Origin of the sequence: Bradyrhizobium sp. C-145, from assembly GCF_023375135.1 — a bacterium.
Classification (GTDB): domain Bacteria; phylum Pseudomonadota; class Alphaproteobacteria; order Rhizobiales; family Xanthobacteraceae; genus Bradyrhizobium; species Bradyrhizobium zhanjiangense.
Genome location: NZ_CP088150.1, coordinates 4,426,825 through 4,441,304 on the forward strand (window position 1 = coordinate 4,426,825; position 14,480 = coordinate 4,441,304).

Below are 14,480 nucleotides of genomic sequence, written 5' to 3' on the forward strand. Positions count from 1 at the left end.
GTAATTTGGAGCGGTTCGCATGTTCAAGTGCGAGTGCGGCGAACAGACTTGGACCGAGGATCTTGGACCGAGGATAAAGAGTGAGGCCGCCAACTGAGGCGGCCTTAATTCATCTTGCGGCGGAGCTTCTTGGCTAGCTTCCTTTGGTCGTCGCCGTACTCTTTGGCAGCTTGCCGCGCTTGCTTGGTGCGATCTCGGAAAGTGTTTGGAGGAGGCATCTTTGCTATCGCTTCTTCCAGTTCGACCGCGATAGCCCTGTAGCGCGCGAGCAGCGTTGCGAACACGTTGCGCTGGAGCTGACTCTTTGCGGCCTTCTGCATGCGCTCGCATTCTGCGATTTGCCCGCGAAGTAGTTCTAAGTGGGCTTGCATGCCTTTCATGACATCATCGCGGGCGAAGGGTCACGGTCCTGGAGCGCCCCTCCCCAATCGTCGTGCGTGAACAGAGCTTGTGAATGTTGTCAGTACTGAGAATGAATTAGGACACTCCCAAAATCAAGTTAGGACACTGAGGGTTAGATACGGACGGCAGCCGACCGCGCATGAGAACTATACGATGGACCAGAACAAAGGCCCGCCCGTAGCTGGCGGGCCGTGTCACACACCTGTGGCATGGTCGTTGCACAGTCGAAGCCAACTGGGATTTCAGTGCTCAGTTTGAGAATGAAACGCTGCCGGGACATGTATTTCGAGCCCGGCAGCGTCTTGTTTTAGGACGAGTGGGACAGCCGCCAGCGTGAACCGGCGAACCGTCCGAAGATGTCCCGTTCGATTTGCCTAGATTTGCTTTCCGCGCATGCAATTGATCACAAACTCTCGCTTTGCGCGACCTTGTCCTTTCATGATCCCACCCGCGCTCGAGAAACCACGTTCGCTAGCGAGTTGCTTGCATCTTTCCAACTTTGGGGGGAGCCTCCGCGAGGCGTGCTCTGCTGCGCCTGTCCAGCGCCGGTGGTCAGAGCCAGAGTGAGGGAAGCAATTGAAATCAGCCTAATCATTAAACAACTCCCTACATGAAGGATGATCTAATCATTGCAAGGAAAAGATCGGGATGCTTCGCGCCGGAGCCAGTAATGCAAAAGTGGCGGACGCTCGGCACCACGGCGCCAGGGTACTTACGTTTGTCGATAGCCAGCTCAATTGTCGGCGATCGACGCGATGGTGGCGGCTCCCGATCGCTTGTGGATTGTAGCACAGAGGCCCGCCGGCGTGAACCAGCGAGCCTCCACACGCCATAGAGCTTGGCCAGCAGGAGGCTTCCCTTAATCGCCCAACAGGCGAGCCGAATTCTTCACGTCGACCCGCTCGTCCGTGATGCTCCGTCGCAGGGAAAGGAGCACCATTGAATCCTGCTGCGGTAGCGCTGCATTTTGCTGCGCTGAATCATTGCTCTCCTTCAGCAAGGCAGTCTGGTGCCGGATATTCGGCATAGGAACGTTTCGACCGGCAGGGAATCTTACAGGCGCAATCCATCCAGTGTTCCTCGTGGATCAAGCGATGGAAAAAGCGCTCGCATACGCCATCTCGGTGGCTCTCGTCGGCTTCGGTGTCTTGATCTTTTTCGCCGGCCTGTCCTCCAGTTCGCCTGCCCTATGGACAATCGTTGCGCTGGTCCCGATCACCATCGGGCTCGTAAGCGCCTTTGGCCCCATGTGACTGGACGTGGAAACAGGCTTCAGATCAACACATCTGTATTTTCCGGCAACTCGTGTTCGCTCTCGTCGTAGTTTCAGACGCTGGTAGGCGCGCATGAGCCATTTCGTCTCGGCTGCGCTGGAATGCTGATGTCGGCTTGCCTATGTCTGACCGGCATTGGCATTGCCGGAAGCCAGCGTCCGACGTCATTGCTCGACGCTGGGCGGCCGCGCCATGCGCTTCTTTGGGCGATCGGGTTTTGCCGATGATGATTTGGGTTTAGCACTCAGGCGAGTTGCTGCGGCCGGTTTGCGGTCCACGGTATGCCCCTGTTGCATGTGCTCGGCTGCGATGACGCGGGATCGCAAATTTTCTAACTCGGAAAGCCCGGAAACAAGCTCGTCGACACGCTGCTTCAGAACAGCGGTGCGATCACAAGCGCCCATTAAACGCCCCCACGACACCCTAAGACCCGACCGGACAACCGGGACAATTATGCAATCAACAAATGCGGTGGCGAGGCGACGGTTCCTATTGAAAGTGCTGCACGGTAGTGACGGCCCCGGCCGTGGGGGGCTTTTGGGTGGGTCGAGGCCGGGACCGCTAGAGGTGCTTGGACCTTTGGGGAAGGCCAAAGCCCACCGAACACTAGGAAAAAGCGGCAACCACGTCTGTTCGCTTTCGTACATTGCCTGTACCGTTCCATTACGGGGAACGGAGTCACTGCAAATGAAGGACTATCCGGCCCAGCTCGAGAAACTCCAGAAAGATGCGGCCAAATGCGCCCTGATCCGCGATCTGGCAAACCGAACCCGCCAAGCGCGAACTGTTCGACCGGCTTGCGAGCCACCTCACAGTCCTGGCTGACCAAGTTGAAATGGCGATGCTTGAGCGGAAGACCGGGACCGGTCCTCCTGACCGTCCATGAGGCATGCGGTCATGGACTTGATGCCGGCGGCGATCAGTCGCCAGCGTACGAGCATAGGCCCGTTCGCTTACTGGGTTCGCGCGAAGATGGCCCCAAATGATCCGCTTGACGTGCGTTCAGCTTTCCGGGGCTGAAACTGTAGCGGGCATGCTCAGCGGCGCTCCTCCAACCGAAACGGGCCCCACAGGTTTCGATTCCCGAGCGATCCGTTTGCGCATCGCTGCGGACAGTCCATAGCGAGCCTGCGCCCTTCGAATGGAGGACGTGACGTCCGACATCAATGCACTTTGCAGCGTGTCGACCTTCGCGATCAGCGTCGACAGCTGCGAAGATATCTTCCTCACGTCGACCCGTTCATCCGTGATGCTCTGTCGCAGGGAAAGCAGCACCAATGAATCCTGCTGCAGCAGAGCTGCATTCTGCTGCGCTGAATCATTGTTCTCCTTCAGCAAGGCAGTCTGTCGCTGCTGGGCCGACTGAATGTCCTTCAAGGCAGCGACGACCGGATCCGGTTTTGGCGCGGAAGCCTTTTGGCGCGGAAGCAGTTCAGCCAAGTTGCCGACATTCAACGATGGAAAACCAGACGGCAACGTATAGATCGCCGCCGAGCCATTGATGGCCAAGGCACACACGGACAGGGCCAGGACCGATTTCCGGCTGGACCGCTTGATCGGCACTGGAGCTTCCGCGGCTGCGGGTTCGTGTGCTGCTGCGGCGGCTGCAAGTGCTGCAGGGTCGAGCTCTTCGGCGAAGCCTTCCGTTTCGAAAGTCGTGGTCACGTGCATTGACCCCAATGAGCGAGCAAAAGGAAGCCGCCCCTGGAACGTCCTCACGACGACTCCTTTACGCAGCACCCATACACAACTGTCTAAAATTGTGGGCTTTTTGGATTAATTCCACGTTAGCGGCCTGGCCGGCTGACGGGCTCAGCGACTCCGGCCAATTACGGGGGTTAACATGGCCAGCAGCAGTTTTCTCCGCAGCGGATTTTCCGAAGAATGGCAGAATGCCACTGTTTTGCCCGACGCGTCAACCGGATTTCGCGACGAATGCAGAAGACATTGTATCAGCAGCACTTAGCTACTGTGCATGGGGTTGTTTTTACGTTTTTGGCTAGTCGCTCAATCGAGAGATGAGCTCGGGTACCAAACTCCTTCACCAATCAATCCGCAGTGGCCGATCGGTTAGGCGGCGGATTCCAGACTCCGCTGAGACAGATTCAACTGTTGTGCGCAGCCAATTTGGCCCCATGGCGAAACGGGACCGGGGCGAGATGATACATTGCGCCGATCGTGTCTCTTCGCCGCTTCGCTCGCGGACTACAAACCTGGCCCTGTCGGGCTCGGAACGCGTCTGGGCGACACAGTTGTTCGTCGCTCGACCTGCGCGTTGGCGTCCAGCACCTTGTCGCCAGCTCGTGCGGCTCGCGGCCGGCTGATCTGATCCGAAAGGCTCGTGCTTCTCCCTGGCTGACCTTCTGAACCACCTTGAGCCTGTGTTGCCGATCTGTTTCGGGAGGACGCCAGGCCAGTGGTCATTTGATCCTCATTGCTCGTGCCGCTCCCAATCGCGCCGATCGGCAGACCGTTTTGGGCATGACCAACCCCGGCATTTCTCGCGGCCTGGGCTGCCGAGCGCGACTTCGCAGGCGTGGCGGGCTGAACGTTCGGATTTGTCGATTGGCTGTTGGTGTCCAGATTTCCGCGGGGGGCGGTGTCTTTCGTCCCCATCCCTGGGGGCGCCGAGCCACCCGCGTTACCCGCACTCGTCCCCATTCCAGAAGGTGCCGACCCGCCGGCGCTAACCGCCCCCGTCCCCATGCCCGCTCCCGCGGACCCTGCATTTGCGCCGCCTACTTGCGCCAGGACCAACAGACATGAGCTTGCGACAATCGCGACAATGACCGGAGGGATGGCATGGGACATCGGACAATCTCCATTTGCCAATCCCATTAACTATAACGGTGGAACCGGGTTCCCGCGACGAACTCCCAATTGAAGAAGCCGGCCGCTGAGACAGTTCTGGTTCGGCCAACCGAGGGAGGCGAAAGCCCTGCCGTCCGGCCCGACTGGACCACGAAATCAAATACGACGGCTGCGCGGACGCGTGATCCGCGTTGGAAATGACGTCAAGCTGCTGACGAAGGCGCGAGCGCCCTACCCCTCATCCAGCAGCTCGAACAACTCCTCCACCCGCTCGAACGGCGCATCTCGCATCGGGCTGTGATAGACGACGCGATCGCCGTCGCGTTGCAGCGACTTGCCCCGCGACTTCCGCAAGCGTCCCGGCAGGAACGTCGCGGCGACCGCTCCGGGGCCGACGTCGAGGCGGATGATGCCCCTACGCTTGCATTCGATCCTGAGCCAAGCTGCGGCGAAGAAGTCGCGCGCCACTTTCGGCAGCGGGCCGAAGCGGCGGGAGGTTTCTTCCTCGAGGTCGTCGAGGTCGTCTTCATCATTGCATCGTGCTGCACGCGCATATAGTTCGAGCCGCACGGGCTCGGACTGCACATAGGTATCGGGCAGCATGTCCCCGACCGGCAGATTGAGGTCTGGCACCCACACTGCGGCCCGGCCCTCGTCGACCTTCTCCGAGGCCATTTTTAAGAGGTGACTGTAGAGCACGGGCCCGAACACCTGGACGTGACCGGATTGCTGCTCCGAGAACAGGTCTCCCGCGCCTCTGAGATCGAGATCGCGCTCGCTGATGGCAAAGCCGGCGCCGGGCCGGCTGAACTCCTCGAGCACCGCCAGCCGCTTCTCGGACTGCCCGGACTCCGTCTCGGTCAGCAGATGGGCGAAGGCGCGGATGCCGCCACGGCCGACCCGCCCGCGGAGCTGGTGCAGCTGGGCGAGGCCGAACTTTTCGGGCCAACAGACCACGATGGTGTTGGCACGGGGAATGTCGAGGCCGCTCTCCACGATGTTGGTCGCGAGCAGGACGTCGGCCCTACCCTCGACGAAGCTCATCATGCGGTCGTCGATTTCGTCGGCCGCCAGTCTCCCGTGCAGACAAACGATGCGCAGGTCGGGAGCCACCGCCTGCACCCGCGCCAGCATGGGATCGAGATCCTGGATGCGCGGACAGATCAGAAAGCTCTGGCCGTGCCGCCGCTGTTCGCGCAGCAGCGCGGAGGCGATGGCGGCGTCCGACAGCGGTGCGATCCGGGTTGCGACTGGAAGCCGGTGCACCGGCGGCGAAGCGATCACGCTGAGGTCGCGGAAGCCGGCAAGGCCGGCGGCGAGCGTCCGCGGGATCGGCGTCGCGCTCATCATCAGCACGTGGACGTTCTTGGCGAGCCCGGAGAGCTTGGCCTTTTCGGCCGCGCCAAAATGCTGCTCCTCGTCAATGATGACGAGGCCGAGATCGTCGAACTTGACGTCCTTGCCGGTGAGCGCCTGCGTGCCGATCACGACCTTGATCCAGCCGCTGCGCAATCCCTCCTTGGTCTCGCGCAGCTCCGCGCCGGATGTTGCCCGCGACAGGTTGCCCACCTCGATGCCGAACGGAGCGAAGCGCTTCTGAAACGTTGCGACATGCTGCCGTGCCAAGACCGTCGTCGGCACCGCGACCGCCACCTGCTTGCCCGACAGCACCACGGCGGCCGCCGCGCGCAGCGCCACCTCGGTCTTGCCAAAGCCGACGTCGCCGCAGATCACCCGGTCCATGGGGTGACCGGACGCGAGATCATCCAGCACGTCGGCGATCGCCTTGGCCTGGTCGCTCGTCGTGAAATAAGGGAAGCGCGCCACGAACTTCTCGTAGGCCGATCCCGGCGGAACCAGCTTTTCGGCGCGCCGCCGGCGGCGCTGGCTGATGTGCTTGGCCAGCACCTTGCCCGCGATCTGGATCTCGCGCTCGGCCGAGGTGCGGCGACCCCACCAGGTGCTGCCGTCCGCCTTGTCGAGCGCGAGCTTGCCGAGCTCGGCTGAGTAAGGCCACATCAAAGCGAGATCGGGCGGCGGCACCAGCACCGCGTTGTCGCCTGCGAACTTCAGGCGGATCATCTCGCGTAGCGCGCCGCCGCCAGTGTTCACCGTTTGCAAGCCGTCGAGCACGCCAAGGCCGCGCTGGAGATGGACGACCACCGTGCCCTGCTCGGGCACGTCGGCATGATCGAAAGCCGCACTCCAGGCGCGCGCCATCGGCTGAGGATGATGCGCCCGGCTGCCGAGCACGTCGGACGCCGTGACGATGGCAAGAGGCTTTTTCCCCGGCAGAACGAAGCCCGCATCGAGATCGGCCAGCAGCGCCGCCTCGCCGTTCCGCCCGCTCGTCACCTCGTCCCAGTCTTCGCAGCGCTGCGCCCTGACGCCGCTCATCCGCTCCATCACGCGCAGATCATCCTCCTGCGCTGCGACGAGGATCAGGCGCGAACCGGCCCGTCGCGTCTCCTCGACGAAGGCCCGGAGCGCCTTCCTTGCGGATGTCAGCTTCGAAAATTCCGGCGTGGTCTGGAGCGGCGCCGTCCGCGGCAACGCCTTCATTCCCTTGGCGAGCCGTTTCCAGTCAGCCCGCCCGAGATATTCGCGCTCCCGCTCGGCACGGGGCGCGGCTTCCTCGATCGTGCTCAGCCACGCGTCGGCGTGCAACGGCACGCCTGCATCGGCGATCCATTTGGCGCGCCCGCAATAATCGAACAGGCTCGCGCGCTTGCCGCGTTTGCCGGCAAAGGCAAGCCGCTCGGACATGGGATCGACCAGAAGCTCGCTGGTCTCGAAGATGATGTCGTGCTCTTTCGGATCGAACGCCACGATCCGTCTTATCGCGCGATCCGAATGCTCGATCCGGAACGGCCCCAGCGCGCCTGCGGGAAATATCTCGAAGGTCTGGCCATGAAACAGCGCCCCGCCCGGATAGTCCGGCTCGTCGTCGAGATCATATCCGAGAGCTTCGAGGCGTGCCTCGAGGTCCCGCTCGGAGAACGCGCCGCCCACCTTCAAGCTCACGCTCAGGCGCGACAGGCTCGCAGGCGGCGGCAGGCGCTCCATCACGGCTTCCGCCGTCGAAACGAGAAAGAGCGGCTTCTTGGATCTTGCGAGGCGTCTCAGGACCGAGGCTCGGCGCCCCGCGAGTTCGTGGGATGGCTCCAGCTGATCGAACGGCAAGGTGTTCAATCGCGGAAACACCAAGACCTCGCAGGAAGGGTCGAACGCGTGAATGACACTGCCCAGCCGCTCGGCCCTGTTCTCACTCTCGGCAAGAAAAACCAGACCGCTGCGTCCGGACTGCTTCCATTGTGCAAGCAGATGGAGAGCCATCATTCCGAGGGGCGACGAAGATGAGATCGTTGCGCGCTGCGACCCCTTGCTCTTCTTGGGCGACTTCTTGGTGGCCCGCGCGTTTTTGGAAAGCCTCACTTGAATCCGTCTCTGGTCGTAAACCGCCGGCAACTGAACGCGAGCCGCTCTCATCCTGATTCGGCTGCTCGGCGCCATGCATATGGGATTTGCCCGGCGAACGCACGCTCGTGGGCAACGTCCGGGACGCCATCGCGATCCCGGCAGTTTGGCCGTTGATCGCCCAGCAGATCGGAACTGGCTCCGTTCCGACGCGTGAAATGCGGTCCATGCTCTCGACGCGAAAGTCAATACAATCGAGACGCCCTACTCACTGGCAGGCACGAAAAAGCCCCAGCGCTTGGAGCCACGCTGGGGCGTTCGTTTAAAATGAAGCGGTTAAGCAATGACGTCTTCATAGCAGCGATCTCGCCGAGCATTTGTGAACTGGTTCACACGATTTGCGCCAAAACGACCTCAGTGCGAAGGCGCTGAGGTCGCCAACCTTTGTGGGGAAGGTTTTCTCGCGGCCCGGGGGCTTTTGGGGTTGGGGATGGGCCGTGAGCCTAGAATCTACGCGCGCCGAGCGAAGTCGTTCCAAGAAAGTGGGCCAGATGTCTGCCGGCGCGGTCGGCGCACTGATGGTCCGACCTGCCGGAACTGGGTACCGCATCCTTCCGGTTTGAGCGCCCACGCGCCGCGCGCTAGGATTTCTCTCATAAGTTTCGTCCAGATTCCGTGCACGCGCTGCAAGGGCGTGTTTCGCGATCGCGCCGGCCGGTTGCAGGACGGCTATTCCAGGCAATATCCGAGCTGCGAAGTGGTGCTGTTCTTCGCAGAGGATTCCCAACACCCCTTCATCAAACGCGCGATGCGCAATGCGCGCACGGCCCGCAAGGAGCAGCGCAAGGTCGAGGCCGTCCGGCTCGCTGCGCCGGAGCCGCGCGCGGCCCGGTCGAGGGCATTCGCCGGGCGGACGCGATCGGCGCGGCGAGAGGATTAGCTCACCGCCGCGGCTTTCGTGGAAACAGGCGGTCGCGGATGTAGCGCGAGGTCGGCGTCAGGCGGATGCCGCGGGGCTTCTGCCAGGCGGCGCGGTCGATCTCCTTCTTGTCGCCGATCGCCAGCCTGCCCTTGGCGCCCTTGGCGATGAAGATCGCATCGCTCATCTTGCGGCCGGAGCGCTTGTTCCTCGCCTTCACTTCCTTCCAGAGACTAAACCGGCCGAGCTTCAGCTTGGGCAGCTCTTCCTTGATCTCCCGCCGCAGGCAGTCCTTCGCGGATTCGCGCGCTCGCTTGCGGCCGCCTGGGAACATCCAGAGGCCGTCCGACCGGCGTCTGACCAACAATACCTTGCCGCGTCTCGCGGCAACCAGTTTGGAAGACTTCGCCATTACTGCCGTAGATCAAGACCAGAATCGTCCAGATCGTAACTTGTCTAGTCGAACAGACAAGTTCGGGGCGCATTTTGATCGCAGGCCACGGAGCCGCGCGCTCCTGGTGCGACATGGCGGACCGAACGCGCCGTCGAGGCGCGAGATCAGCCCTCGCTCACCTTCGGCCGGTCCTCCGTCCTGATCCAGGCCATCATCATCTCCCAGGCCACCGACAGGATGATCGGCCCGATGAACAGGCCGACGATGCCATGGGCGAGCGTGCCGCCGATCACGCCGACGAAGATCACGATGGTCGGCGTGGTCAGGCCGCGCCCCATGACGAGCGGCTTCAGCATGGTGTCGATGAAGCCGACCAGGACGAGAAACACCGTGAGCGGCAACGCCGTGGTGACGTCCTTGGCGGTCCAGATCCAGATGATCACCGGCAGCAGCACGAGGAAGGCGCCGATCTGCACGATCGAGAGCAGCAGCACGATGAAGGCGAGAAGGCCTGCGCTCGGCACCGCCGCGAGCTTGAAGCCGAAGCCGGCGAGCAGCGCCTGCACCACCGCGACGCCGATCACGCCTTGCGCCACGGCGCGGATGGTCGCGCCCGCAAGCTCCAGGAAATGCTCGCTCTGCTCGGGCACGATCCGGAACAGGAAGCTGCGGCCGGCCGCAACCAGCCGCGGCCCGTGCGGAAACAGGAAGCCGGCGACGAACACGGACAGCAGGAACTGGACCGTTCCGAGACCGGCATCGCCCGCGAGCGACAGCAGCGGTCCCGCCAGCGGCTGGAGATACGGCGCCACCTCGCGCAGCACCGCGCGGATATTGGTGTAGGCCTGGTCCCAGAGATCATAGAGCCAGGGGCCGACCACTGGCCACGATTTGAGCTGCTCCGGTGCCGACTGCAGCGCGAGGTCGCCGGTGCTAAGCTGGTGCGCCAGCTCTCGCACACCGTCGACGGCGCTGAGGCCGAGCCAGGTCGCAGGACCGATGACGATGCCAAGCGTGATCAGGGTCAGGATCGCTGCCGCGGTCTTCGGCCGGCCGCCGAGGATTTTGGCGACCCAGCTGAAGGCCGGATAGAACGCGACCGCGAGCACGCCGCTCCAGGCCAGGATCGGCACGAAGGGGCGGATGATCAGGAAGGTCCAGATGATCAGCAGGCCGAGCAGGCCGAGCCGGATCACGAGCTGGATGATATCCTCACCCGTCAAGAGCTGACGGAGACTTTTCACGGCTACAGCTTTCCTTGCGACATGAACGCAACTTCCGGCGCTTGCGAGGCCTAGCCGTTATTGCCAGCAACAAGCCGGGCGTCAAGGCGACCGGTTCCCGCAAGATCCGCCGACTAGGAACGCATCGGACCAATCGGCATTTTGAGGACGATGACGGCCGAACCCAGAGACCTTGATGCACATGCGGGGATTCACCGCGGCGTCCACTATTCGCTGAAGAGGAATGCCGCGCCGGGCTACTGGCGCTATGCCTATGCGATCGGCGACAGGGTCCGCTCCGGGCGGGTGCAAGGCAAGCTCCCGCTGCTCGCCATCAGGCGCGTGCAGATGCGCATTGACCGGGACTTGCGGCCTGGCTTGGCTAACGCCCGTTAAGTGGATTTCTCTGGGCCAGTTTACGCCACTGCAAAGGCCCGTGGCTACCGTGGGTTGAGGTCCCCAAAAAACATTCTGTGCAATGGCCAACAGCATCTGGACGATCGAAGAATTCACCTGCCCGGGTTGCAGCATGAGCTACACCGCGACAAGGGAGGAACATGCCGAAGCGCATTCCGGCAGCTTCAAGTGCAGCATCTGTAGCAGTGTGGTGCATAGCTGGTCCGGCAAGCATCACTTCTTCGGCTGGGAAGCAGTGAAGACCAAGCCGCCCGTGTTCGGACGGCGCTGGGCGGGCGTTGGATGGTAGGGCCGAGGCATCGGTTCGCGCTCGCCGTCGTTGCCCAGCGAAAGCCGGGTATCCCCTCGCCCATCGACCGCATTGTGAGCCGCGATCAGCCGCCGCCGAAATTGGAGGGATCGAGATTCCTGTTCTCCGACGGCGGGATCGGCGGATGACCGGGAAACCTGTACCAGCCGGGCGGCACGACCGCGCGCGTGTCGGGGCGGACCACGACATGGTGCCGCGGACGCGCGTAATGCCTCGGCGCTGCGGCAGCCGAGGCGCACGCTGACATCAGAACAAGTAAAGCCAAGACAGAGCGCATGGCACGGGCTCCTGACGTCCCCGCCGATCATGTGGTCAGCAGAACCTGCTCGCACCATTCATCTGCGCGTCACAACCGGTCACATCGGCGAGATCGCCGGAAAATCCGCCCAATTGCGCCGCAGGCGTTTGGACTCCGTTCACCGATCGCCGCTAGATCAGGGCGGATCCTCCGCGCCGAACATCAGCCATGGCCGACCTCAACGCCGTCCTCACCAGGCTCAACGACCGTCTGCTCCGCCTCGAGGGCGAGCTGTTCGTGCTGCGCTCGCTGGCACGCGCGACGCTGACGGCAGGCGATGATCACGCGGCGCGCATGCGCAAGCTGGTCGAGGCCGCGAAAGTCGCGCTCGACGACGAGGCCAAGCGTCCGCTCGACAAGCCGACGCGCAAATATGTCGATGCGGCAACCGCACTGGTGGAAGAGCTCCTGGTCGAGCCGACCCCGGCGCGGCCGCTGTTCACGGTCATTGACGGTGGCAGGCGCGACTGAACGGTTCAGACAGGAGAAGATAGACCGAGACCCGCGCTTTCGGCCTTCAGCCGGCTGAGGCCTGCCTCGATGATCGCGATCTCCTCGTCGATCTGGCCGATGGGCAGGCTGAAATCATAGCCCGACCTGCTCTTCAGATCGACGGTGAGCCGCTGCCGGTGCATCATCAGCTCGTCGAGGCCACGCCGGTTCTTCAGTCGGACATAGGTGTCGACGATCTGCTCAATCGCGCTGGGCATGAAATCGGTCCCGGCCAAAAGGCCCGCGCGGCGCACCCACGCCGGCGGGACATTCTCAGGTCGCGGTACGCAATACAAATCCGCGACGGATTCGTCGATACGCCAGGCTGGTTGAGAACGTATTACCATCAGATGATTTCGTGATGCGCTGTGCATTGTTGATAACCCGCGCAAACGCAGCGCGGGTGGTGACAGGACGTCCGGACGTGATATCGGGGGATGACGCAGCTGCGAGACAGATCGGACATCCATGCGCATTACCCTCGTCGGCTCCCGCCATTTCGGCGTGACCACCCTGAACATGCTCCGGGAGCACAGTGTCTCGATCGTGCGGGTCGTGGTGGCGGATGCCGAGGATCGCCTTGCAGCGGCCGCCAGGGCGGCCGGCATCGAGGCGGTGGTCCAGGCCAATCCAAAGCTGGTGGTGGCCTCCGAGATTGGCCTCGATACGGATCTGATCATCACGGCGCATAGCCACGCCCGGATCGGCAAGGACGCGCTCGCCGCCGCCAAGTATGGCGGGATCGGCTATCACCCTTCGCTATTGCCGCGCCACCGCGGCAAGGCGGCCGTGGAATGGACCATCAAGGAAGGCGATCCGGTCGCCGGCGGCACGATCTACCACCTCGCCGACCGCATGGACGCGGGCGCCATCGCCGCCCAGGACTGGTGCTTCGTCAAGAAGGGCGAGACGGCGCGGGAGCTCTGGGAGCGCGCGTTGGCGCCTCTCGGCCTTAAGCTGCTGGCCGACGTGATCGACTACATCAAGGTTCACAAGGCGCTGCCGGCCAAAGTTCAGGACGAGCAGTTCGCGACCTCGGCGCCGAGTCTCTCCTGACGTTTACCCTTAACGTGAACCCGCGTTGATTCTGCTTCGAAAATCGGAGCCAAGAACCCAAATAAACCATTGTTCCCACAGGAACAATTTTCGATTTGGCATTGCAACAAATTTCCGTCACATTTCGTCCGAATAAACGTCAGCATATCAGACAAGTTCAAGGACGGAATTCATGCGTTTTGGTCGCATTGCGGTGTTCTGTGCCGCCTCAGTTTTCGCCGGCACCCTCGCCGCTCCCGCCTTCGCCCAGGGTCCCTATGACGGCAATTGGCAGGTCACGATCGTGACCAAGAGCGGCTCCTGCGAACCGACCGCAAGCTCCATGCTGACGGTTGCCGACGGCAAGATCACCGCGCCCGGCGCTAACGTTTCCGGCACCATCGGCCGTGAGGGACTTGTGAAAGTTTCGATCAATGGTGCATATGCCAACGGTCAACTCAACGGCAACGCCGGATCGGGGAAGTGGAATGGAGCATCTGCAGGCATACCATGCAGCGGGCGGTGGGAAGCATCGCGCCAATAAACCAACTGAGGCTCGCGCTAGAGGCCGGCGGCTGCTGATCGCGGCCGCCGTTTTGTTTGCGGCGGCTATTGCCCACACTGAAAGCAAAGCCCAGGCCGGCCCGTTTGCCCCGATGGCAGGCAGCTGGAGCGGCGGCGGTACTGTCATCCTCGATGACGGCTCGACCGAGCGGATCCGCTGCCGGGCCAAATACGCCCCGATCGGTCCGACCATGGAAATGTCGCTGACCTGCGCCAGCGACGCCTACAAGTTCAATCTCGGGGCCAGCGTCAAGGCAGAGGGCAGCGCCATCACCGGCAACTGGTCCGAGGCCAGCCGCAATATTAGCGGCTCGCTCCAGGGCCGCGGCGGTGGCGGAAATTTCGAGGTGGTCGCCTCCGCCGCCGGCTTCAACGCCAATATCGCGTTGAGGACGAGCGGCAACAAGCAGACCGTCACGCTGCGCGCCGACAGCCAATTCCGCGGCGCCAACATCTCGATGACGCGCTGAGCCAGATCAGTTTCAAGACCATCGACCCGGCGACCTCGCCGGGTCTTTTTTATGCATTCGGCACGAACGCCGTGACCTCGATCTCGACCTTGGCCCGCTCGTCCACGAGACCGCCGATGTAGAGCAGCGTCGAGGGCGGGAAATTGCGTCCCAGCGTTTCCTTCCAGGCCGCGCCGATGCCGGCCCCGGCGGCCTCATACTCGCTGCGGCTGGTCAGGTACCAGGTCAGGCGGACGATGTGCTCGGGGCCCGCGCCGGCCTCGCCCAGAAGCTTGATGATCCGCTTCAGCGCGGTCGCAACTTGCGCCGCCATGTCGGGCGCATAGTTGCCGCTCTCGTCGCCGCCGGTCTGCCCGGCCAGCACCACCCAACGCCCCGGCCCGTCGACCACCACGCCATGGGAAAAGCCGCGCGGTTTTTTCCACTCGGCCGGCTGCAAGATGCGCATGAGCGA

17 protein-coding genes are annotated in these 14,480 nt (G+C 62.8%); 8 read left to right on the forward strand and 9 right to left on the reverse strand.

The window, feature by feature from the left end:
• Window positions 1-104: 104 nt before the first annotated feature.
• Window positions 105-380, reverse strand: a complete 276-nt coding sequence (locus LRP30_RS20610; RefSeq protein ID WP_128933669.1) for a hypothetical protein — start codon at window positions 378-380, stop codon at window positions 105-107.
• 1,116 nt (window positions 381-1,496) lie between these two features.
• On the opposite strand from LRP30_RS20610, the gene LRP30_RS20615 reads away from it, so the two are divergent.
• Complete coding sequence (locus LRP30_RS20615; RefSeq protein WP_164934919.1) at window positions 1,497-1,655, forward strand: hypothetical protein; 159 nt, start codon at window positions 1,497-1,499, stop codon at window positions 1,653-1,655.
• Window positions 1,656-1,840: 185 nt separating this feature from the next.
• On the opposite strand, the gene LRP30_RS20620 is transcribed toward LRP30_RS20615, so the two are convergent.
• The 3 genes from LRP30_RS20620 to LRP30_RS20630 form a co-directional block, all read right to left on the reverse strand.
• Window positions 1,841-2,080 (reverse strand): hypothetical protein, encoded by a 240-nt coding sequence (locus tag LRP30_RS20620; RefSeq protein WP_249761506.1) that lies wholly within the window; start codon window positions 2,078-2,080, stop codon window positions 1,841-1,843.
• A gap of 598 nt (window positions 2,081-2,678) precedes the next feature.
• A complete protein-coding gene (locus LRP30_RS20625) occupies window positions 2,679-3,347 on the reverse strand; it encodes a hypothetical protein (protein ID WP_164939745.1) in 669 nt (222 codons plus the stop codon).
• 1,371 nt (window positions 3,348-4,718) lie between these two features.
• Window positions 4,719-7,826 (reverse strand): DEAD/DEAH box helicase, encoded by a 3,108-nt coding sequence (locus LRP30_RS20630; RefSeq protein ID WP_249761507.1) that lies wholly within the window; start codon window positions 7,824-7,826, stop codon window positions 4,719-4,721.
• 772 nt (window positions 7,827-8,598) lie between these two features.
• Here LRP30_RS20630 and LRP30_RS20635 point away from each other — a divergent pair.
• The gene (locus LRP30_RS20635; RefSeq protein WP_346016225.1) at window positions 8,599-8,844 is read left to right on the forward strand and encodes a hypothetical protein; all 246 of its coding nucleotides are present in this window, start codon (window positions 8,599-8,601) and stop codon (window positions 8,842-8,844) included.
• Window position 8,845: 1 nt separating this feature from the next.
• Here LRP30_RS20635 and LRP30_RS20640 read toward each other — a convergent pair whose 3' ends face one another.
• Together LRP30_RS20640 and LRP30_RS20645 are read right to left on the reverse strand one after the other, a co-directional pair.
• Window positions 8,846-9,235 carry an NUDIX hydrolase gene (locus tag LRP30_RS20640; RefSeq protein WP_128941148.1) on the reverse strand — a complete coding sequence of 130 codons (390 nt, stop codon included), beginning with the start codon at window positions 9,233-9,235 and terminating at the stop codon, window positions 8,846-8,848.
• Between the two features lie 146 nt (window positions 9,236-9,381).
• Entirely contained in the window at window positions 9,382-10,461 is a 1,080-nt protein-coding gene (locus tag LRP30_RS20645) for an AI-2E family transporter (RefSeq protein ID WP_249761508.1), read from the reverse strand.
• A gap of 150 nt (window positions 10,462-10,611) precedes the next feature.
• Between LRP30_RS20645 and LRP30_RS20650 the strand changes: the two genes are divergently transcribed.
• The gene (locus LRP30_RS20650) at window positions 10,612-10,836 is read left to right on the forward strand and encodes a hypothetical protein (RefSeq protein ID WP_128933663.1); all 225 of its coding nucleotides are present in this window, start codon (window positions 10,612-10,614) and stop codon (window positions 10,834-10,836) included.
• A gap of 82 nt (window positions 10,837-10,918) precedes the next feature.
• Window positions 10,919-11,146, forward strand: a complete 228-nt coding sequence (locus tag LRP30_RS20655) for a hypothetical protein (RefSeq protein ID WP_128933662.1) — start codon at window positions 10,919-10,921, stop codon at window positions 11,144-11,146.
• Between the two features lie 85 nt (window positions 11,147-11,231).
• On the opposite strand, the gene LRP30_RS20660 is transcribed toward LRP30_RS20655, so the two are convergent.
• Window positions 11,232-11,444 carry a hypothetical protein gene (locus tag LRP30_RS20660; protein WP_128933661.1) on the reverse strand — a complete coding sequence of 71 codons (213 nt, stop codon included), beginning with the start codon at window positions 11,442-11,444 and terminating at the stop codon, window positions 11,232-11,234.
• 189 nt (window positions 11,445-11,633) lie between these two features.
• Between LRP30_RS20660 and LRP30_RS20665 the strand changes: the two genes are divergently transcribed.
• Window positions 11,634-11,936 (forward strand): hypothetical protein, encoded by a 303-nt coding sequence (locus tag LRP30_RS20665; RefSeq protein WP_027575377.1) that lies wholly within the window; start codon window positions 11,634-11,636, stop codon window positions 11,934-11,936.
• Window positions 11,937-11,941: 5 nt separating this feature from the next.
• Here the strand turns inward: LRP30_RS20665 and LRP30_RS20670 are convergent, their stop codons facing one another.
• On the reverse strand, window positions 11,942-12,175 hold the full coding sequence (locus LRP30_RS20670) for a hypothetical protein (protein WP_249761509.1): 234 nt from the start codon (window positions 12,173-12,175) through the stop codon (window positions 11,942-11,944).
• A gap of 250 nt (window positions 12,176-12,425) precedes the next feature.
• Between LRP30_RS20670 and LRP30_RS20675 the strand changes: the two genes are divergently transcribed.
• The 3 genes from LRP30_RS20675 to LRP30_RS20685 all read left to right on the forward strand — a co-directional run bounded on the left by LRP30_RS20675 (window position 12,426) and on the right by LRP30_RS20685 (window position 14,026).
• Entirely contained in the window at window positions 12,426-13,013 is a 588-nt protein-coding gene (locus LRP30_RS20675; protein WP_249761510.1) for a formyltransferase family protein, read from the forward strand.
• A 172-nt stretch (window positions 13,014-13,185) separates the two neighbouring features.
• Complete coding sequence (locus tag LRP30_RS20680; protein ID WP_091897812.1) at window positions 13,186-13,536, forward strand: hypothetical protein; 351 nt, start codon at window positions 13,186-13,188, stop codon at window positions 13,534-13,536.
• Window positions 13,481-14,026 (forward strand): hypothetical protein, encoded by a 546-nt coding sequence (locus tag LRP30_RS20685; RefSeq protein ID WP_249761511.1) that lies wholly within the window; start codon window positions 13,481-13,483, stop codon window positions 14,024-14,026. The genes LRP30_RS20680 and LRP30_RS20685 overlap by 56 nt, the downstream gene beginning before the upstream one ends.
• A 49-nt stretch (window positions 14,027-14,075) precedes the next feature.
• Here the strand turns inward: LRP30_RS20685 and LRP30_RS20690 are convergent, their stop codons facing one another.
• Entirely contained in the window at window positions 14,076-14,474 is a 399-nt protein-coding gene (locus tag LRP30_RS20690) for a RidA family protein (protein ID WP_128933656.1), read from the reverse strand.
• Window positions 14,475-14,480 lie beyond the last annotated feature (6 nt).

What these genes read in the sequence shown, in the direction of transcription:
- LRP30_RS20610 (WP_128933669.1), bottom strand. Translation starts at nt 380, where the DNA reads ATGAAAGGCATGCAAGCCCACTTAGAACTACTTCGCGGGCAAATCGCA.
- LRP30_RS20615 (WP_164934919.1), top strand. Translation starts at nt 1,497, where the DNA reads ATGGAAAAAGCGCTCGCATACGCCATCTCGGTGGCTCTCGTCGGCTTC.
- LRP30_RS20620 (WP_249761506.1), bottom strand. Translation starts at nt 2,080, where the DNA reads ATGGGCGCTTGTGATCGCACCGCTGTTCTGAAGCAGCGTGTCGACGAG.
- LRP30_RS20625 (WP_164939745.1), bottom strand. Translation starts at nt 3,347, where the DNA reads ATGCACGTGACCACGACTTTCGAAACGGAAGGCTTCGCCGAAGAGCTC.
- LRP30_RS20630 (WP_249761507.1), bottom strand. Translation starts at nt 7,826, where the DNA reads ATGATGGCTCTCCATCTGCTTGCACAATGGAAGCAGTCCGGACGCAGC.
- LRP30_RS20640 (WP_128941148.1), bottom strand. Translation starts at nt 9,235, where the DNA reads ATGGCGAAGTCTTCCAAACTGGTTGCCGCGAGACGCGGCAAGGTATTG.
- LRP30_RS20650 (WP_128933663.1), top strand. Translation starts at nt 10,612, where the DNA reads ATGACGGCCGAACCCAGAGACCTTGATGCACATGCGGGGATTCACCGC.
- LRP30_RS20655 (WP_128933662.1), top strand. Translation starts at nt 10,919, where the DNA reads ATGGCCAACAGCATCTGGACGATCGAAGAATTCACCTGCCCGGGTTGC.
- LRP30_RS20660 (WP_128933661.1), bottom strand. Translation starts at nt 11,444, where the DNA reads ATGCGCTCTGTCTTGGCTTTACTTGTTCTGATGTCAGCGTGCGCCTCG.
- LRP30_RS20665 (WP_027575377.1), top strand. Translation starts at nt 11,634, where the DNA reads ATGGCCGACCTCAACGCCGTCCTCACCAGGCTCAACGACCGTCTGCTC.
- LRP30_RS20670 (WP_249761509.1), bottom strand. Translation starts at nt 12,175, where the DNA reads ATGCCCAGCGCGATTGAGCAGATCGTCGACACCTATGTCCGACTGAAG.
- LRP30_RS20675 (WP_249761510.1), top strand. Translation starts at nt 12,426, where the DNA reads ATGCGCATTACCCTCGTCGGCTCCCGCCATTTCGGCGTGACCACCCTG.
- LRP30_RS20680 (WP_091897812.1), top strand. Translation starts at nt 13,186, where the DNA reads ATGCGTTTTGGTCGCATTGCGGTGTTCTGTGCCGCCTCAGTTTTCGCC.
- LRP30_RS20685 (WP_249761511.1), top strand. Translation starts at nt 13,481, where the DNA reads ATGGAGCATCTGCAGGCATACCATGCAGCGGGCGGTGGGAAGCATCGC.
- LRP30_RS20690 (WP_128933656.1), bottom strand. Translation starts at nt 14,474, where the DNA reads ATGCGCATCTTGCAGCCGGCCGAGTGGAAAAAACCGCGCGGCTTTTCC.